General features: G+C 74.3%; 10 protein-coding genes. 3 read left to right on the forward strand and 7 right to left on the reverse strand.

All coding sequences use genetic code 11. The annotated features are described in order from the left end of the window. The first annotated feature begins 987 nt into the window (after nt 1–987). A complete protein-coding gene (locus ACYQ02_RS00005; protein ID WP_460038381.1) occupies nt 988–1,233 on the forward strand; it encodes an alpha/beta-type small acid-soluble spore protein in 246 nt (81 codons plus the stop codon). Between the two features lie 234 nt (nt 1,234–1,467). Beyond that, nucleotides 1,468–1,815, forward strand: a complete 348-nt coding sequence (locus ACYQ02_RS00010; protein WP_460038382.1) for an ASCH domain-containing protein — start codon at nt 1,468–1,470, stop codon at nt 1,813–1,815. Between the two features lie 287 nt (nt 1,816–2,102). On the opposite strand, the gene ACYQ02_RS00015 is transcribed toward ACYQ02_RS00010, so the two are convergent. Continuing rightward, complete coding sequence (locus ACYQ02_RS00015) at nt 2,103–3,371, reverse strand: YpdA family putative bacillithiol disulfide reductase (protein ID WP_460038383.1); 1,269 nt, start codon at nt 3,369–3,371, stop codon at nt 2,103–2,105. 309 nt (nt 3,372–3,680) lie between these two features. Next, complete coding sequence (locus ACYQ02_RS00020; protein ID WP_460038384.1) at nt 3,681–4,403, reverse strand: SDR family oxidoreductase; 723 nt, start codon at nt 4,401–4,403, stop codon at nt 3,681–3,683. A gap of 203 nt (nt 4,404–4,606) precedes the next feature. On the opposite strand from ACYQ02_RS00020, the gene ACYQ02_RS00025 reads away from it, so the two are divergent. Next, nucleotides 4,607–6,004: a hypothetical protein gene (locus ACYQ02_RS00025; protein ID WP_460038385.1), complete on the forward strand. Its 1,398-nt coding sequence runs from the start codon at nt 4,607–4,609 to the stop codon at nt 6,002–6,004. A gap of 35 nt (nt 6,005–6,039) precedes the next feature. Here the strand turns inward: ACYQ02_RS00025 and ACYQ02_RS00030 are convergent, their stop codons facing one another. The 5 genes from ACYQ02_RS00030 to ACYQ02_RS00050 form a co-directional block, all read right to left on the reverse strand. Beyond that, nucleotides 6,040–6,342: a hypothetical protein gene (locus ACYQ02_RS00030; protein ID WP_460038386.1), complete on the reverse strand. Its 303-nt coding sequence runs from the start codon at nt 6,340–6,342 to the stop codon at nt 6,040–6,042. Nucleotides 6,343–6,508: 166 nt separating this feature from the next. After that, nucleotides 6,509–11,137: a UvrD-helicase domain-containing protein gene (locus ACYQ02_RS00035; RefSeq protein ID WP_460038387.1), complete on the reverse strand. Its 4,629-nt coding sequence runs from the start codon at nt 11,135–11,137 to the stop codon at nt 6,509–6,511. Beyond that, on the reverse strand, nt 11,134–14,928 hold the full coding sequence (locus tag ACYQ02_RS00040) for a PD-(D/E)XK nuclease family protein (RefSeq protein ID WP_460038388.1): 3,795 nt from the start codon (nt 14,926–14,928) through the stop codon (nt 11,134–11,136). The genes ACYQ02_RS00035 and ACYQ02_RS00040 overlap by 4 nt, the downstream gene beginning before the upstream one ends. Beyond that, entirely contained in the window at nt 14,925–18,587 is a 3,663-nt protein-coding gene (locus ACYQ02_RS00045) for an AAA family ATPase (RefSeq protein ID WP_460038389.1), read from the reverse strand. Before ACYQ02_RS00045 ends, ACYQ02_RS00040 begins: the two co-directional genes overlap by 4 nt. Next, nucleotides 18,584–19,723: a metallophosphoesterase family protein gene (locus ACYQ02_RS00050; RefSeq protein WP_460038390.1), complete on the reverse strand. Its 1,140-nt coding sequence runs from the start codon at nt 19,721–19,723 to the stop codon at nt 18,584–18,586. The genes ACYQ02_RS00045 and ACYQ02_RS00050 overlap by 4 nt, the downstream gene beginning before the upstream one ends. Nucleotides 19,724–19,905 lie beyond the last annotated feature (182 nt).

Raw genomic sequence — 19,905 nt, forward strand, 5'->3', positions numbered from 1 at the left:
CCTGGGGGCGGCCGGGCTCGACCCCAACGCCGTCCTCATGGCCACGCCCTCCGTCCGCACGTCGGACCCGCTGGCCTGGATGGCGAAGAACCGGTCCAGCCAGCCGCCGCTGCGGCGCGGCGCCGGCGCGGGTTCCACCTGCTGCCGTACCGCCACCGACATCTCGCGAACCCCCTTTTGGACGAACCCGGCCGGTCGGCCGGTCCGTGCGGCCCGGCCCTGTGGGGTCTTCCACCGCCGGGACTGGCCGGGCCGGCAGCCTGCGATGCGCGCCGCCCCCGCCGGCGGTCGGGCCGGCTGGCCGCCGGGCCGGGGCCCGGCAAGGCCTTGCATCTCCGGGATACCACATCGTTGCCGGAGGATCAACGAGGTTCGTTCGGAAAGGTTTGCACGTTTAAAAATTAATTGAGGCCATCGTTAGCAATTTGAAGGGGCAGGAGGCGCAAACGCCCGGCGGCCGAGCACCTCGAACGCCGCCCAGAAAGCCACGGAAACGCCATGGAGGCTCCGAGAAAGGAAAGCACGGAGCGGGCACGGAGAAAGCGCGGAGAACCGCGCGCCAGGAACCGGCTCGGGCGCCGGGGACCGGTCGGGTTTCCGGAGGAACGGGGCCGTTGCCCGCCCGGCGGGCCCATTGCCCCCCCGGCGGGCACGGTGCCCCCGCCCAGGACGGGATGCCGCCGGGCCGGCAGCGCGGCCGGGGATCGACCGGCCGGACCCGGATTTGCGAGCCTGAGGGCCGTCCGGGGCGCGCAGATTAAGCTCGGGAACGCCACCTGCCGCCTCGGCCGGCAACCGCCCGCAGCGGCCCCACCGGCCGAAGCGGATGCATCGGCAGCGGCGCAGCATGCGCAGGCCCGCAGCCAGGAGCCAGCAGCACCGGGCATGGATCGGCGGTGGCGGCGGCCGCGCCGCCCAAGGCGCTCCACGGTGCCGTCGGGGCGCCGCCAGCGCGCGGGGCCGAGTTCGACCACCGAGGTGATACCCATGGCGTTGGGTCAGAAGACCAACCGGCTGCTGATCAAGGAAGCCCACCCGGCCCTGGATAACCTGAAGTACGAGATCGCTGCGGAGCTGGGGCTGCCGGTCCATCAGGGTTCGGAGGACTACTGGGGTGACATCCCCGCCCGGCAGGCCGGCGCCGTCGGCGGCCACATGGTGCGGCGGATGATCGCCCTGGCCGAGCAGGCCTTGGCTAACGGCCAGACCCTGCCGGCCGACCCCAAGCGGTGAAGGCAAACGTCCAGCGGTGAGGAGCGTCGCGTCGAGCGCCGGAACGCGCAAAGGCCGGAGCGGCCGCGGCAAAACGCCCGCGGCCGCTCTCGCTTTACCCCGAGGCGGCCATCGTCGGTCCTTTTCAATTTTTCGGAAGGAATGCCCCGGGGCGCGGACGAATAGCGGGTTATCAAACCGTGGTTGGCCGCTTTTCGTCGGATCCCGTCAAGGTGTCAGCGGGGAGGGCTGGCCGTGAAGGCGCTCAACTTCTACTCGACGGTCTACCAGGCCAACCTCTTGGCGGCGGAAAAGCGCTGCACGATCCGCCTGGGTGACAAGCGCGACAAGTACCGGGAAGGCGACCTGGTCTGGGTCACCTACGGCAACCGCTACGAGCCGCGCCAGAAGCTGTTCACCGCCGTGATCGACCGGGTGGTGGTCAAGCCCCTGGGGCAGCTGACCCCCGAAGAGCTGGCCGCCGAAGATCCCAACCTCAAGGCGCCGGACGAACTGGCCCGCTTCCTCGAGCGGATCTACGACCGGCCCGTCGGCCTGGACGAAACCGTGAGCGCCGTCTTCTTCTCCCGGGTGCTGGAGTGAGGCCGCGCCAGCAAGGCGTTGACGAGCCATTGGCGGGCCGTTGGGGGCCGTGGACGCCGCCTTTGGCGCGCCGTTGAGGGGCCGCTGGCGAGCCCTGGACGGGCCCTCCGGCGCGCCGTGGGTAAGCCGTTAGGGGGCCGGTGGCGGGCCGCTGGGCGGCGCGCCGGCGGGCTGCCCGGAGCGGGCAGCCCGCCGGCGGCCTTCTCGGTCATACCCTGTACGGCCCGCGGCCCATCGCCGGATCCCGGGCGGGTCCGCTCCCCGGCGCGCGGCGGCCTCCTTCCGGCTCACGTCTTGGGGCCTGCCTCCTGGCCTGCGTCGCGCCCCCGGGCCTGCGCCAGGATGTGCCGCACGATGCGCTCGCCGTGCCAGCGGCCGTTCTCGATGAAGATCTTGTTGGCGTCGTACCCGGCGGCCACCACGCCGGCCAGGTAGACCCCGGGGACCGGCGTGGCCATGGTCTCCGGGTCGTGACGGGGCTCGCCCGTGGCCGGGTCCACCGGAATGCCCAGCCGGTGCACCAGGTGATGATTGGGCCGGTACCCCACCAGCAGGAACACGAAGTCGGCGGGCAGATCCCGGGGTTCGCCGGCCACGGACAGCCGCACCCGGCCGGGTTCGATGGCCAGGACCTCGGTGTTGTAGAACACCGCGATCCGGCCCTTCTCCACCAGGCTGCGGAAGGGCGGCAGCACCCAGGGCTTGATGCGCTGGGACAGGGCGGGGCCCCGGTGGGCCAGGCTCACCCGGGCCCCGCAGCGGTGCAGGTCGAGGGCTGCCTCGACGGCCGAGTTCTGCCCGCCGACCACCAGCACGGAACGGCCGTAAAAGGCGTGGCCCTCCCGGTAGTAGTGGCTGACGTGGGGCAGGTCCTCTCCCGGGATGCCCAGGCGGTTGGGCCGGTCGTAGTAGCCCGTGGCTAGGACGACGTTGCGCGCCCGGTAGACCTGCACGCCCGCCGGCCCGGCATCCCCCGGGCTCGTGGCCCGCTCGGCCCCGCCGGCCGGCTCCAGGGGCGGCAAGCCCCCCACCAGCCGCGGCACCGGGCGCACCACCACCTGGAAGGTGCCGCCGGCCTCCCGCCGGATGTCGACCACCTCGGTGAAGGTGTCCACCTGCAGCCCCAGGTGCTGCACCACCGCCCGATAGTAGTCCAGGGCCTCCCGGCGCGTCGGGTTCGCCCGCTCGGTGACGAAGGGGATCCCGGCGATGGCCAGGTTATCGCTGGTGCTGAAGAAGTTCATCTGGACCGGGAAGTGGACCAGGGAGTTGACGATGGCCCCCTTCTCGAACACCCGGTAGCGCAGCCCGGCTTGTTGCGCCGCGGCCGCGCAGGCCAGGCCACAGGGGCCGCCGCCGACGATGAGGAGATCATACGGGGCGGCCGGGGTCGCCCCGGCCGCCCTGGCCGCCGCGTCGCGAGCCAGTTCCTCCGGTGCGGTCCGAGCTGGTTCCTCCGCCGCACCGCGGGCCGGAACCTCCGGCGCCCTCCGAGCCTGCGCCGCACCGCGAGCCGGTTCCTCCGGTGCGCTCCGAGCCGGTTCCTCCGGAATCACCTTGCCGGCCTCCCTACCTGCGAAAGCATCGCCCCGATGCAGACGCCCCGGATTGGGGCGGGCGCACCCCGGCTGGCGTGGCGCCCGTTCCGGCGCACCCGGCCCTCCCCAGGCTGCGAGCCTCGCCTCCCGGGGATTCCGGCACGCCCACCCGGAGCCCTGTTGCGGACAGCCCCGGGGATCGCCCGGCCGGAACCCCGCGGATCGCCCGGCTGGCCGCCGGGTTCGGGCGGGCCCGCCCTGGGCCCGCCCTCCGGTTGGCGCCGGGCTGCTCGGGGTGCCGCCCCTGGCTCCGGGTTGCGCCGCCCGTCACTGCCGGTCCGCGGGCACCAGGGGGCGCATGATCACCGTCCCGTAGATCACTCGCCGCGGCGCCGCCGCCACCTCCAGGACGGTGTGGGCCACGTCCTCGGGCCGCAAGGAGTAGTCCCGCGGCGGGGTCCCGCCGAAGCCCGTCTGCACCGAACCCGGGCAGACGGCGGTCACCCGCAGCTCGTAGGGCCGGACCTCCTGCCGCAGGGTGTCCGCCAGGGCCATCAGCCCCCACTTGGAGGCGCAGTAACCGGCGCCGTGGACGAAGGTGGTGGTCCCCGCCACCGACGAGATCATGATGACGTGGCCGTCCCGCCGCTCCATCATATGGGGGAGCACCGCCTGGGTCCAGAGGAAGGGCGCCTTGAGGTTGACCGCCATCATCTCGTCCCAGGCGGCCTCGCTCAGCTCGGTCACCGGCGCGTAGTGGCCGACGCCGGCGTTGTTCACCAGGATATCGATCCGGCCCCAGCGGTCCAGGGTCTCGCGGACCACCTCCCGGGCGGCCTGGGCCGAGGTCACATCGGCGGCCCGGGGGACGAAACGGCCCCCAGCGCCCTCGGCGTCGAGGGCCTGCCGGAGGGCCTCCAGCCGGTCGGCCGAGCGGGCCACGCCCACCACCCGGGCCCCTTCGGCGACGAACAGCCGGCTGATGGCCTCCCCGATGCCGCGGCTGGCGCCGGTGACGATGGCCACCTTGTCCTCCAGTCGACCTGCCATCGGATGATCGCCCCCTCTCACCCGTCCATCGTAACCCAGGATGGGGCCGTGGGGGGCCACCCCTCGGGGCGGTCCCCCAGCGCGCCCCGTCTTCCGTGGGACGGGGCGCCCTTGTCGCCCCTGAAACCCGGTGCTATCGTTGGAGCCGTCGACGGCCCGGGGCTTGCCGGGAAGGGCCCGGGCGGGTTGGGAGAGGCGGGGCCATGGAGAGAGGGTGGGCGATGGGACGGTGGATGGCGGCGCCGGCTGGTACGTTCCGGCGCCTCTGGGGCTTCTACGTCCCCCTGGCCGCCAGCGACCTCTTGATGGCCGCTGGGGAGATGGCCGTCAATGCCGGCATCGCCCGGCTGGCGGCACCCGATCTTTCGCTGGCGGCCTACGGCGCGGTGATCGCCACCTGCCTGCTGATCGAGAGCCCCGTCATCATGCTGCTCCACGCCGGCAACGCCCTGGCCACCGGCGACCAGGCCTTGCGCCGGCTCCAGCACTTCACGCTGCTGTTGGGCGGCATCTTGACGGCCCTGCATGCCGCCCTGGCGTTCACCGGCTTGTTCGACCTGTACTTCGGCCGGATGCTGGGGCTTGAGCCCGCCTTGCTGCCCCTGGTGCGGCCCGCCTTTGCCGTCATGCTACCCTGGACGGCCGCCATCGCCTGGCGGCGCCTGCACCAGGGCCTGCTGATCCGCCACGGCCATACCGTGGTGGCCAGCCGGGGCACCATGATCCGCCTGGCCACCCTGGCTGCGGTCCTCCTGCTGGGCGGCCTCACCGGGATGCCGGGGGCCATCGCCGGGTGTGCTGGCCTGGCCGCGGCGGTGACGGCCGAGTGCGCCTATGTCGACCGCTATGCCCGGCGCTGGCTCCACCGCACCTGGAGGGGCGCCGGCCGCCCGGCCGCCCAGGCGGTGCCGCAGAACGTCCTGGGCTGGCGGGACCTGTTGAGCTTTTACGTCCCCCTGGCGCTGACCAGCGTGACCACCTTCGCCGCCCGGCCCGTCCTGACGGGACTCCTGGCCCGGGCGGTGGACGCCCCGCTGGCCCTGGCCGCCTGGCCGGTGGCCTGGAGCGTCGTGCTCCTCTTCATGCTGCCGATGCGCACGGTGGAACAGGTGGCCATCGCCCACGGCGAGGAGGTGCCGTGGCGCGCCATCCACGGCTTCGCCGGGCGCGTAGGCCTGGGTGGCGTGGCGGCCATGGCCCTGCTTGCCGCGACCCCCTTGGCCGGCCCCTTCCTTCAAGGCGCCGTGGCCGTATCCGGGGAAGTGGCGCGGGTCGCCCGCCTGGGCTTGCTGGCGATGATCCCCGTCCCCCTGATCGTCGCCCTGGCCTCCTGCCAGGCAGGCCGGCTCGTTCGCAGCCGGCACACCGTGTTCGTCCACCTGGCCGCACTGGCCAACGTGGCTGCCTTGACGGCCACAGCCCTGATGGTCCGGGCCCTGGTCCCGGCGATGTCGGGCACGGTGATCGCCGCCGTCGCGCTCATCGCCGCCTACCTGGCGGAGTGGGCCGTCCTTTGGGCCGGTGCCGCCAGGACGGCCGGCGAGGGTCTCTGGCTGCGCCGGCGGGCTGTGCTGCAGGGCGCCGCCCAAGGCAAGCTCTAGTCCCTGCCCCCTCGTCCCTGGACCCCTCGCCCGGCTCAAGGGGTGTCGCCCTGCCGCGGGTTCCCGGGCCCTCGGGCCACCCGGTGGGCGCGCCGGATCGCCTCGGTCGACTGCCGGGTCGCCTCGTAGTCGGTCCCGCTGCCGGGTTCCTCCCCGTAGGTCGCACCCCACAGCTGCGCCGCCTCAGCCGATTGGGGACCCGGCACCCCGCCCTCCACGGGCAGCACCGGTCCCCCTTCCCCCTGGTGGACCCGGCCCTTCCGGGTCGCCGCCGGGTCGCCCTGCGCCGGTCGCCCGGACGGCACTGCCCGGCCGCCGTCCTTGTCCGCCCTCGGCATGGTGTCACCCCCGGCCTAGTATGGCCGTTGCGGGGGTTGCGGGCAGGCGCAACCGCCCATCCCACCCGGGGGAGACGGGTCCGGCTAGATGGTGGCCTGCACGGGAACGGGCACGGGCTGGCCCCAGCCCCGATCCGGAGTCACGGACCTGGGCCCCGCGCCTTCCCTAGCGAACGGGTACCGCCTCGTCCGTGGCCAGGAAGTAGAGGTAGGCCTCCTTGACGGGACGGCCCGTGATGGCTTCCAGCGCCCGGCGGTAGAACCGGACCTGGGCGGCGTAGAAGGCGGCCAGCTGGGCAATGGTCTGCTGGCGCGGTTCGTCGGTCTTGAAATCCAGCAGGAGCAGGCCGTCCTCCTCCTCCACGAAGCAGTCCACGATGCCCTGCACCACCACCAGATCACCGGTCGGATCATCGGCCTCTGGCGCGGCCTCGGCCTCGGCCGCCCCGGTGCGGGGTCCGCCCCGCTCCCCGGCGCCGGCGTCCCCGCCGGCCCGTCCAGGACGGGCCGGGCCGGCCGTTCCGCTGGCCGTTCCACCGGCCGTGCCGGCGGCTGGGCTGGCCCCGGCCGGTGCGGCCGTGACCCCATCAGGCTCCCCGCCGCCGAGATCGGGGTACATCTCGCCGGCCGGAACGCCCAGGGTGAACATCCACTCGCGGTGGACCCGCTCGGGCCGAGCACGCAGGCGACGGCCCAGGGGCCCCTGGAAGAACCGGGCCAGGGCGGCCACGTCCACCGCCGCCGCTTCGGCGCGGGTGAGAAGCCCCCGGACCACCATGGCCTCCACCTGCCGGGCCAGGTCCTCCTCGTTGAGGGGGCCCGCCAGGTCCAGATGCTGCAGCACCCGGTGGGTGGCCGTGCCCCGGGCGGCGCCGGTCACCGCCTGGCCGGCCGACCGGCCGTCCCCCGGCCTTTCATCCGCCGCCCGCCGGCCGGGCTGGACCGCCGGGGTGCCGGGGGCGGTGGATGGCGCAGCGGCCGCAGAGCCCGAAGGGGTTGGGGGGCGACCCGCCGGTTCCGGTTCGGTCCGGCCGCCGGCGGCGTCCTCCGCCCCCGCCTGCCCCGGCCCCGCTCCCTCCTCCCATCCCAACCGGGGCTCGCGCAAGCCGCGGCGGAGCTCGGCCGGCACGGGATAGGCCTGCCATTCTGGATCGGCCTGGCCTTTGAGTTCGCTGACCGATCGCTTGGCAAACCGGTTCGCCAGCCCGGCATAGGGATACCGCCAGGCCAGGCGGCGGCGCAGGGCCTCCACCGCGGCCCCGTCCACCGCGTCAGCAGGCAGCGGCTCGCCCCGCACCAGGGATTCCAACCAGTCGGGCCCCCGCCCGGCGGACGAACCGGCCCCGCCGGCTTCCCCGGCCGGGGGTTCCACGTCGCCGGGGGCCAGGACGGGAAGGGCGTCCCCCGCGGCGGGTGGTCGCAGCCAGAGGGACCAGTGCCAGCGGGAGCTCCAACCACTGGCCGCGCCAGACCCCGGCTCCGGCTCCGCCCGGTCGCCGGAGGGACCGGAGGGAACACCGGCCAGGACGCGCAAGGGCCCGGCATCGGGGTGCAGCATCAGGGCCGGCCCCAGCCAGTCCAGGTAGGATGCCGCCCCCTCCAGGGCGGCCACCGGCAGCGGGCCGGTGCCCTCGGCCAGCGGGCCGCCGGCGGTCGCCCACCAGCTGGCCGCCGCTGCCGGCAGGTTCTGCACCGACCCCACCAGGATCAGCCGCTCCCGGGCGCGGGTCAGGGCCACGTAGAGGATGCGCAGTTCCTCCGCCAGAGTGTCGAGGCGGTCCTGGGTGCGGACCGCTTCGTAGGCCAGGCTGGGGTAGCGGATCCGGAGCTCGGGATCCACCACCTTGAGCCCCAGGCCCTGCCGGCGGTGGATCAGGGCGTGGCCGGTGGCGAACTGAAAACGGGCGCCCAGATCGGCCACCACGACCACCGGGAACTCCAGCCCCTTGCTCTGGTGGATCGTCATCACCCGGACCACGTCGTCGTTCTCCCCAAGGGCCGGTGCCGTCCCCAGGTCGTCCCCGCGCTCGCGCAAGCGGTCGATGAAGCGCAGGAACCGGAAGAGGCCCTGGCGGGCGAACTGGTCGAACTGGCGGGCCCGGTCGCGCAAGGCCTCCAGGTTGGCCCGGCGCTGGGCCCCGCCCGGCAGCCCCGCCACGTAGGAGAGGACGCCGGTCTCGTCATAGATCTGCTGGATCACCCGCGAGAGGGGGTGGCGCCGGGCGAGGGTCCGCCACCGGGCGATGTCAGCCAGGAAGCGCCGCAGGCGACGGGCCAGCGGGTCGTCGGGATCCGGCCCGGCCGGGTCCGGGGACGGAGCATCCGGGTCCGGGGACGGCGCCGCCGGTTGCTCCCGGTCGGGATCCCACCCGGCGACCCGGCAGGCCGCTTCGTAAAAGGAGATCCGGCGCCCGGCCAGGCGGATCCGCGCCAGGTCCCGCGCCTCCAGGCCGACCATCCACGACCGCAGCACGGCGGCCAGGGGAATGTCCTGCCGGGGGTTGTCCAGGACCTGCAGAAGGGCCAGCATGACCTCGACCTCTGGGGCCACCAGGTAGCCGGTCCGGGAGCGCGTGTAGACGGGCACCCCCTCGTTGCTCAGCACCTCGGCGAAGGTGGAGGCCCGCAGCCGGGCGCTGCGCAGCAGGACCACCACGTCGCGGTAGCGCACCGGCCGGTACCGGCGCTGCTCCGGGTCCCAGATGGCCAACGGCCCCTGTCCTGGCCCGCCTTCGACCAGCTCCTTGAGGCGCCGGGCCACCAGCCGCGCCTCCTGCTCAAGGGCCGTGAGGTCGACCTCCTCGCCGGTCCCGTCGCCCTCACCGGCCGGATCGCCCTCCGTGGCCTCCTCGGCCTCGTCCTCCGCGCCGTCGCGGTCCGTGGCCCCGGCGGAAGCCTCGCCGCGCTCCTCCCCCGCCATGGCCAGCAGGGGCGCTCCCGCCGCCTTGCTGGCGACCGGACCCGCCGCGCCGGCCCCCGCTCCTTCGGACTGGGCCGAGCCGCCGCCCTCCGGGCCGGTCCCGATGCCGGCACCCGGCTCCGCCGCCCCACCCTCCAGCCGCTCGGGCCACTCGTCCCCAAGGGCCTCGGGCTTCCGCTCCAGAAGGTGCACCTCCACCGGGGCCTCTCCACCCCGGGCGCCCGGCGGCAGCGCGGGATAGGGTGCCCCGGGCCAGAGGAGGGCCTCGTCGTCGTAGGCCAGGCCTCCCAGGCCCGGCACCATGATGCGCTGGAAGAGGTCGTTGACCGCGGCCAGCACCGCCGGCCGGCTGCGGAAGTTGGCGTTGAGGCCGATGCGCCAGCCCTGCCCATCCGGGGCGTCCCCACGCTTCTCTCTGGGGGATTCCGCCTCCGGCGGGAGGGGACGGTAGCGCCGGTAGCGGGCCAGGAACAGACCGGGTTCCGCCTGCCGGAAGGCGTAGATGCTCTGCTTGACGTCGCCGACCATGAACAGGTTGGCCGGGGTCTCGCTCCCGTCGCCCGTCACCAGCTGCAGGATGGCGTCCTGAAGCGGATTGATGTCCTGGTACTCGTCCACCAGGACCTCCTGGAAGAACCGGCGCAGCTCGCGGGCGACGGGCGAGGGCCGGAGCTCGCCGGGGGGCGCCTCGGGGTCCAGGAGGACCCGGAGCGCGTAGTGTTCCATGTCGGTGAAGTCCATCAGCCCCCGGTCGCGCTTGGCGGCCTGGAGGGACCGGGCGAAGTCTTCACACAGGTCGACCAGCGTGGCCACGTAGGGTTCGATCCGCCCGAGGTCGGCCGCGACCTCGTGGCCGGGGCGGGTCCACAGTCCCTGGGCCAGGTCGCGTAACGCCCGCTTGACCTTGTCCCGCCCCTTGCGGACACGGCTGTGGGACGGGTCCTTCGAATTCGGGTTGTTGGGAAGCCGTGGCCACCCCTCGGCCGCCGCCTGGACCAGGCACCGGACCCCCTCCCATCCGGCCCCCTGCAGCTCTTCCGCCAGGGCCTGGAGGCGCGCCGCGTCGCCGGTCAGGGTCTCCTCCCAGACGATGGGGCCACCCGGTTGCCGGCACTGGGCCGCCAGGCCCTCGAGGGTCCGGACGTGGCGCTGGAGGGAGCGGACGAGGCCGTCCCGCACCACGGCGAACCAATCGCTCGCCTCCAGGGCGGCGGCGGCGTCCCGGTAGGCCTGGGGCAGGGTTCGCAACCACGCCTCCGGCCATGGCCGGGCATAGGCGCTATCGTACAGCCGCAGCACCAGCTGGCGCAGGTCCTCGTCGCCGCGGGTTCCCCCATAGGCCTCCACCAGGTCGAGGAAGGCGGGCGACGCCTCGGCATACCGCCGCTCGAAGACCTCGTCCAGGACTTCATACCGCAAGAGTTGCGCCTCGTGCTCGCCGGCCACCCGGGTCGCCGGGTCCAGGCCCAAGCGGTAGAAGTACTGCCGGGCCAGCCGCAGGCAGAAGCTGTGGAGCGTGGAGATGGACGCCCGCCCCAGGAGGGCCAGCTGCCGGCGCAGCCGCGCGTCCTGGGGCCGTTCGGCCAGGGCTTCCTCCAGCCGGTTCCGGATCCGTTCCTTCATCTCGGTGGCGGCGGCCTCGGTGAAGGTGACCACCAGCAGCCGGTCGATCTCCACCGGTTCCCGCGGGTCGAGGAGGCGCCGGATGATCCGCTCCACCAGCACCGAGGTCTTGCCGGCACCCGCCGCCGCGCTGACCAGGATGGTGCCCCGCATCCGGATGGCCTGCTGCTGGGCCGGCGTCCAGCGGCGGCCGGCACCGGCGCCGGTCGCCGGCGGTACGTCCGGGTCGCGGTCCGGCATGGTCTGGCTCATGAACCCGTCGCCCCCTCCCCCTGCTGTGGCGGCGTGCCCGCCATGGGCTCCGAGGGCCCCGCGATCACCGGGGTGCCCTGGGACGCGCCGGCCAGCCGCTCCAGCACCTCCCGGGATCGCAGCGGGCGCAGGGCCCGGTAATGGTTGCCGGGGATCCGCGGGTCGAACTGGCAAACGGCCCGGTAGCGGCACAGGCTGCACGGCGACTCGTCCTTCAACCGGTAGGGCGCCACGTCGGCTCGGCCCGCCAGGAGGGTCGCCGCCATGGCCTTGACCCGGTCCTCCACATGGCGGAACAGGGCCTCCAGGCGCTCCCGGTCCAGGACCCGGGAGCGGGCGTCGGGCCGGCCGTCCCGCTTCCGCAACGTCACCGGGACCAGGGTCGGCAGCCGTTCGCCGGGCCCGTGGGCCGCGAAGACCTCCTGATCGTCCAGCAGCCAGCCTTGAGGTCGCAGCATCTTGCCGTCCCGCCGGCGGGCCGCTTCTTCGGGGTCCAGGGGCCCCTCGGCATCCAGATAGGGATCGGCCACAGGGACGAACAGCAGCGCCGCTGGCTCAAGCTCGGGTGCCGCGGCTGCCGGGACACCTGTTCCGGCCCCGGCCGGCCCCCCCTGCTGCCCGGCGCCGGCTTCGGGGCCACCGGCGGGTGGCGAGCCCGGGTCCGCAGCGGCCGGCCCCGTGGCCTGACCGGCCCTGGACCCTTGCAGCAGCCGGGCGCCGGCGCGGGTCGCCACCCAGAGGTACACGGGCAGTTGTAAAGCCAGGCCGTAGTACACCCGGTCCAGGGGCAGGTCCTTGCGGCCGCTCTTGTAATCGATGACCCGCACCAGCCACCGGCCCGCCGGGCTCCGGGCCGCGTCGATCCGGTCGATGCGGCCGTGAAGGGCGAGGCGCTCTTGGGGGCCCAGCGCCCACGGGACCACGGGCAACGCGGGGTGGTCCGGGCCGAACTCCACCTCCACGGCCAGGGGCCGGAAGGCGCCATGCCGCGCCTGGTCAACCAGGCGGCGGGCCGTCCGCACCAGGGTCTGGCGGGCCCGTTCGATCAAGTACGCCTGGTACGCGGTGCTGGTGGCAGCCTCTTCCGCCAGCCGGGGGCGAATGGCGTCCAGCGCCTCCCCGACCAGCCGGTCGACGGCCTCTCCGTCCAGATCGGCCCAGTCCAGGCCCCGCTCCCAGACGCGCCGGGACAGCAAGCTAAGGGCGGCGTGGTAGATCCGGCCCAGCTGCGGGGCGTCCAGGCGGCGGACCTCCCGCTCCGCCAGGGCCAGGCCGTGGGCGGCGAAGTGCTGGAAGGGGCAGGCGGCCAGGCGTTCCAGGCGGCTGACGCTGGTATGGACCTCCCACTGCCCTTCCCGGGGCCGGGCATAGAGCTGCCGGGCCAGGTCGCGCCCCAATGGATCGACCTGGTTGGAATGGACCAGCGACCGCAAGGCCTGAAGGGCCCGCTCCCGGACGGCCGGCTCGGTGACGGCCCACTGGTAGAGGACCTGCCACCCGGTCGCCGCCGGGGGCTGCGCTGCCGCCGACCCGGGCTCCCGCCCCAGCAGCCGGACCAGCTGGTCCACCGCCTGGGTCGCCGTGGCAACCCCGGCGGGCCCCTCCACCTCAGCGGGCGTCACCCGCAAGGCGGGGAACAGCACCTGCAAGCGGCGGGTCAACCATGCCGGCGCCACGGCCCGCCCCTCTTCGTCCCCCAGGGGATAGCTGACCCACAGCCGCTCCCGCGCCCGGGTGAGGGCGACATACGTATGGTACTGCTCGTGCAGGGCGCGGACCCGGCCCGGCGGGCCGAGCTCGAGGCCGCCATCCGCCAGTTCCTCCCGCTCCCCGTCGGTGAAGATGGCGTCCTCCTCGATCCGCCGCGGGAAGGCATCGTCGGTGGCCCCCAGGAGGAAGGCCGCCCGGGCGCTGGGGTGCCGCGAGCGCTCCACGCTCCCGGCCACCACCTGATCGAGCCCCGGCGGGATCAGACCGACCCGCAACCCCTCCATGCCCGCTTCGAGCACGCGGAGGAAGTCGACCAGCGTCAGGGCCAGGTCCGGCAGGCTGGCGACCGCCTGCTCCAGGAGCTCGCAGATCCCGTTCCATACCTGCAGGTGCTCCTGGGCCGCATCCAGGTCACCCGCCCCTTCGGCCTCCTCGCTCCAGCGCACGATCTGGGCGGGTACGTCCAGATCGGTCAGCAGCTGGTACAACGCCTTGACCAGGGTCTCCACCGGCAGGGGCCGGCGCCGCCCTTCGGCCACGCGGGCGTGGAAGCGGCGCAGGGCCGCGGTCGCCTCGTCCCGCACGCGGTTGATCGCCTGCAGTTCCTCTTCCCATGTGGGCTCCGGTGCCTCGTCGTCCTCCAGGGTGAAGCGGTGCCGCCAGCGCCAGGGCCGCCCCCGGTACCAGTGCTCCCCGCGGATGCCGAAGGCCAGGACGTAATTCTCCAGGCGGTCCACCGCCCCCCGCGCCACCGGGACCAGGTCCGTTTTGAGGTAGCGGAAGACCGCTTCATACGGCCAGTCGCCCGCCACCACCTCCAGGGCGGACCGCACCAGTTCCACCAGCGGGTGGTGTCCCACGGGCCGCCGGCGATCGACGAACAGGGGGATCCCATGCTCGGCGCAGGCTGCGGCCAGCAGATCGTGGTACGCCTCGAGGTCCCGGGCGATGACCACCATGTCCCGGAAGCGGTACCCCTCCTCCCGGGCCAGCCGCAGCATCTCCCGGGCCGCCGCCGCCACCTCCGCCCGGCGGTCGGGCGCCGCCACCAGGGTGATCCCATCGGCAGCCCCACCAAAGCGCCGCCCGGGGAACTGGTAGAGCTCCCGCTCCAGGTGGGCCAGGGCCGGGTTGCGGAAGCGGGGCATACCCGTGGCGTCCTGTCCCAGGGGGAGGACCCGGGCCGGTTCGACCGGGATCCCCTGCCGGGCCGCCAGGTCCAGCAGCTGGCGGGCGGTGACCCAGGTTGGGTGGAACAGCGCCGAGGCCTCGTCCTCCGCGGGCCGGGATCCGGGCCCGCTCCCGGCGCTGCCGCCGGCGGCGGTTTCGCCGGCCACGGCCCAGGGAACCTCCGTGGGGTCAAGGCAGAGGCTGACCTCGACCCGCTGGGCGACGGACATCAAGGCCCCCAGCACCCGCAGCTCGCCGGGGGTGAACCCGGTGAAGCCATCGACCCACACCAGGGCGCCCCGCAACCACCCGCTGGCGGGCAGGCGCTGCGCCAGCCCGTCCAGGGCGTGGCCCGGGTCGGTCAAACCCTTCTCTGCGAGAAAGGCCTGGTAAGCCTCGACCAGCAGGGCCAGGTCATGCAGCTTGACGGCCAGCAGGCCCTCGCGCCCCTGGGCGAGCCACGCCTCCCGTTGCCGCCACAGCTGGCCGGCGTCAATCCCGTAGGCGGCCAGCTCCGCCAGGGTCACGGCCAGGCGGTCGATGAACCCCGGCCGGTCGGCCACCCTGTGGAAGAGCTGCAGCCGCCCCGCCTCCCGCGCCAGAAGCGCCCTCAGGAGAAGCCGCTTGCCCAGTTCGCTGACGACCGGCCGGGCGCCCCCGCCCCCCTCCTGTTCGACCCACCAGGCGAGCCGCTGGAAGCTGGCCACCCGGGCGCGGGCGAAACCGCTGCGGCCCCAGCGCCGGCGGATCCGGGCCAGCAAGGCCTGCTCCATCTGGAAGGTCGCCTGCTCGGGGACCAGCAGGATCAGGGCTGGCCCCTGGTAACCCTTCCCCTCCTCGGCGGCCACGGCCTCAAGGCAGTGGTGGGTCTTGCCGGCCCCGGCCCGGCCGAGAACCAGGCGCAAGCTCACCGGCCATCCCCTCCACCCGGCCGCCGGTCACCATTGCCGGCCGCCAGGGCCGGGTCAGCATGCGCCACCTCAACGGAATGCCCCCACCCGGCCAGGGCCGTCCGGTGGGAGAGCAGGATCACCTGCCGGCCCCGGGCCAGGTTGGTGACGATCTGCCGCGCCTCGCCCAGGCGACGGTCGTCCCAGTGGACGAAGGGGTCGTCCAGAACGAAGGGCAGGATCACGTCCCCAGCCAGGAGCTCGGCCACCGCCACCCGCAGGGACCAGTAGAGCTGGTCCCGGGTCCCCTGGCTGAGCTGCTCCGGCACGGCCAGCGTGCCGTCCGCCTCCCGTACCTGGACGCGGAAGTCCGAGTCCAGGACGACCCGGCGGCCCGGCCGCCCGGTCAACCGGGCGAAGTGAGCGCTGGCCGATTTCTCCAGGCGCTCCCGGTAGGCGGCGTGGTAGTCCCGAATCGCCGCATCCAGCGAGCGGTGGGCCAGGACGAGGGCCTCCAGCTCCTCCTGCAGGGCGTCCCTCTCCGCTCGCAAGGCCGCCAGCTCCTGCTCCGCCTGGGCAATGTTGATGGGCTCCTGCCGCAGGTAGGCCTGTTCCCGGCTTGCCAGCTGGACCTGGGCCTCTTGGAGCCGCTGCAGCTCCGCGGCAAGGGTCCCCTCTTCCGCGTCCAGCTGGGCCAGCGCCTCCCGGGCCCGGTCCGGGTTCAGGTCCCGGGCGTCCAGTTCGGGATGGGCCGCCGCCAGCTCTTCGATCGCCTTGAGGTCCAGGAGGGCCGTGTCCCGCTCCTGGGCGGCCCGGCCCAGGAGGTCGGCCGTGCTGGCCACCTCCCAGGCGGATAGGAGTCCTTTCAGTTCCTTCTCCTTGTCCTTCCAGCGCTGCTGGTGGCGGAGGAACTCGCTCCATGCCTCCTGGGCCCGTTCCACGTCGCCCCCGTGGGGATCCAGCAACACCGACCAGCGCCGGCGCAGGTCGCCGGCTTCGGCCTCCAGGCCGGCCAGCGCCTCGGCTAGCTCGTCGGCCCGGCGGCCAGCGGCCCGCGCCTCCTCCTCGGCGTCCAGATGCATCCGTTCCAGCTGCGCCTCGGCAGACGGCGGCCACCCGGGAACGGCACCGGGATCGGGTCCCCGGTCGGCGTCCCAGCTGCCCTCCAGGGCCCTCCGCCACGCCTCGAGCCGGCTTTCGATGTCCCGCCAGCGGACGGCTTCGGCCGCCGGGTCGTCCCACAGGGCCGGATCCCAGGTCTGCAGCCAGGCCGCCAGGCCTTCGGGGTCGACCGGCACCTCGCCGGCCGGCCGGGCCCCGGCCTGCGGGGCGTCGGCGGCCGGCCCCTCGGTGCCGGTCCCCGTCGATGAAACCACCGCCCGGGCCGCCGCCACCTCCCCCGTCGCCTCGCCCTGGGCGGCAGGGGCCAGCACCATGCGCACCAGCCGCCGCCATCCGCCATCGGAGGCAGCCCCGCTGTCGCCGGGCCCCCGGCCGTCCCCGCTCCCTTCAGGGGGGACGTCTTCCCCAAGGCGCCGGGCCAGGTCCTCGGCAGCCTGCGCGGCCTCCCGGCCCACTCGGGCCACCGCCTCCCACCAGGCCAGGATCCGGGGCAGTTCGGCCACGCCCCGGCCTGCAAGGAACGGCTCGACCTCCCGGTACAGGGATTCCAGCTGGGAGCGGGCCTCAACAAGCCGAGCCTCGACCTCCCCGGGCCCGCCCGCCTCCAGCGTCCGGCGCCGCCGCTCCAGTTCGTCCGTCCGGGCTTGCCACTCCCGGTACCGGCGCTCCATCTCCAGCAGCCGGTCGCCGGGAAGGTCGGCCCAGGGGCCCAGGCGCCCGCGGATCGCCTCCTCCCGCCGGCGCAGGGCATCTTCCGCCGCCGGGTCGACGGTGGGCTGGCCCGCCATCAACAGCCGCCAGGCCAGGCCCCCGCCCGCCAGGGCCGCCAGGCCGGCGAGCCCGGCTCCCATGGGAAGCCCCAACCGGGGCCCGGCCAGCAGGCCGGCGACCAGCCCGGCCAGGGCCGCCACCACCAGGGCCACCCACCGGGCCACTACCCGGCGCCGCTGGATCTCGGCGGCCCGCCGGCGATTCTCCGCCTCCAGGTGCTGGATCTCGGCCCGCACCTGGACCATCTCCAGGGCGGCCGCTGCCACCTCCGGGGTCCACCCGGCGACGTCGGCGTAGGTGGCCCGGGCGGCCTCGGCGTCCGCCTGCCAGGCCTTAAGCGCATCCTGGCGGGCCCGCCACGCCCCCTCCAGGGTGGCGATGTGGCGCTGCAGCTCGGCCTCCTTTCGGGGGACGTCCCGCAACCGCTCCAGCGTCGCTGGCTCCGCCGCCGCCAGCCGGGGAACCCGCTGGGACAGCCCCTCGACGGCCTGCCGCACCCTGGCCAGGAAACGATGCCGGTACCAGGCGGCCAGCAGGGACCGGGCCGCGGCCTGGCGCTGGCGTCTCAGGGTGGCCTGAAGCTCCCGCCGCAGGTCAGCGATGCGCCGGTCCAGGTCGCGCAAGCGTTCCAGGACGGCCCGGGCCTCCCCTTCGCCCTCCCGGGCCAGCTCCGGCCAGCCCGGCCAGCGGGCACCCGCCTCCCGTTGCAAGGCGGCGATCTCTGCCTGCAGCAGGCCGACCTGCTGAGCCGCCTGCTCCATCCGAATCCGGCGGTCCGTCCGGTCGCGGTAGCGCTCGGCCCGGCGCTGCCACTGCTGCCAGGCATCGCGCCGCCGGCGACACCGTTCCAGCGCGTCCTCGAGTTCCCGGCGCCGGGCGGCCAGTTCGGCCAGCTGGAGGCGGACCTGATGCAGGTCGTCGGCCGCCGCCCGGTCCCGGCGGATGGCCTCCTCTAGATCCCGGATGCGGGCCTCCAGTTGTTCGAGCTGCCGGTCCTGGCGCTGGTTATGGGTCGACACGCCCAGGTCCCGGGTGGCCCGGGTCAGCCGCTTGATGCCGTCCACCAGGAAGGCCAGGGCGGCCGACGGCGAGCGGCTTCCCGCACCGGCCAGCATTGCCTGGACCTCCTGCGCCAGGCCGGGCCGCTCCCCAGGGCCTTCCGGCGCCCGGAGGGGCTGCTCGAGGCAATAGATCTGCAACATCACATGGCGGGATGCCACGCCGATCAGCCGTTGCAGGGCCTGCTCATACCCCTCCGCCGGCCGGCTGGCCGCGGGGTTATGGGTTCCCGCCCATTCCTCCACCGCCCCCGCCCCTTCGAGGCGGAGCAGGCGGACCCGGTGGCGTTCGAAGTCCCGCACCAGCCGGTACCGGCGCCCGTCGCTGGCCGTGAACTCCAGCTCGCCCTCGAACCGGGCCGCCCCGTTCCAGTGGCGATAGCGAGCCTGCCCGTAGCGGGTGGGGTCGGACGACCCCGGAAGGCCGAAGAGGACGGCAACCAGGCCGGCCAGCAAGGTCGACTTGCCCGATTCGTTGGGAGAGACCCAGTGGCCCAATCCGGCAGGGAACCGGAACTCGGCCTCGTCCCGGAAGGGGCCGAATCCCCGCAACACCAGGCGGTGCCAGATCACCGGGTGGCGGGCCCCGCCGGCCTCACCCACCTGCGGGTCCCCGGCGGCCGGGGCCATGGGCCCCTCCCCGCCGGCCGCCGTCGCCTCCCCGGCCGCAGGTCCGCCCGCTTCCCCATGGGCCCCGTTGCCGTCCGGGATCGCCATCCCGTCCCTCACCGCCCGGCCCCCTCCTTTAGCAGGGCCCGCGCACCAAGCCGCAGGGCCCGTTCCACCACCCGGCGGCGCCGCGGGTCCGCCGCCGTCTCCAGTTCGCCCAGCAGGCGCCGGACGAACAGGCCCAGGATGGTGGGCTCCGCGGACCAGCGCACCAGCTCGTCCCAGGTTACGGGTTCCGTGGCATCGTCGATCTCCAGGTGGAAGAAGCGGCTGCCGTGCTCGGCCACCAGCGCCTCCCCGTCCACGGCGAAGGCGGGGGCCCCCTCCAGCCGCACCCGCAGGATGCGGTCGGGCCCCGCCAGGCCGGCCAGGTAGTCGCCCAGGGCCGCGGCATCGGGAAAGGCGCCGGCATCGATGACCAGGCTCTCCATCGGCTGGAAGGCCACCGGCTGCCGGCGGACGGCCACCACCCCCCGGCCGGGTTCCACCTCGACCAGGGTCAGGACGCCGGTGCCGGGATCGTCAAAGCCCTTTCCCTCCACCGCGCCGGCATAGACGGCGGGGGTGGATCCCAGCCGCTCCTCCAGAGCCTGGTGGATGTGGCCCAGGGCGACGTAGTCGTAACCCGCCCGGCCCAGGGCCTCCCGGTCCAGGGGCAGGCTGCGGTCGCCGGCCCAGGTCCCCAGGGTCCCGTGGAAGACGGCCAGGTGAAAGCCGGACTCGTCCAGCCGGGGAAAGGTGGCCAGTGGGGCACCCACCGGCGTGAGGCCGCCGGTGTACGCCAGGCTGTACACGTGGACGGGCTGGCCGGCGACCGTCAGGGTCGCCACGTGGGCGGGCAGGGGGTTCTGCACCAGCACGCCGGGCCAGGCGGCGGCAAAGCGGCGGTAGACCGAGTCGTGGTAGGTGATCTCGTCGTGGTTGCCGGGCACCGTGACCACGGGGACCCCGCCGTCCTCCAGGCGGCGCAACTGGGCCAGGACCTCCTGAACCAGCCGCTCCTCGGGCCGGTGGGTCTCGAACAGGTCGCCGGCGATCACCACCAGGCCGACCCGGTGACGTTCATCGAGGGCGAAGTCGACCGCCCGGGCGAGCAGGCCGTCGCGGCGCCGCCGCCGTTCGGCCCTGCGGTCGGGGGCCATGAACCGCGGCTCCCAACCCAAGTGGAGATCCGCCAGGTGCAGGATGCGGAACACGGCTTGTCCCTCCAGCGGACAGAAAGTCCCCCATCGGGGGCCGGGCCCGGCCGGCCTCCGCCAGGGCGATGGTCGCCCGGCTCGACGGGCCCGTTCCGCGGGCCACCGGGTCGCTGGATACAGATTACAGAACAAACGTTCCCCGTGTCAAGGCCGCTGGCCGCTCGTCCTGCCCGGGACGC

The organism is Thermaerobacter litoralis, from assembly GCF_054654595.1.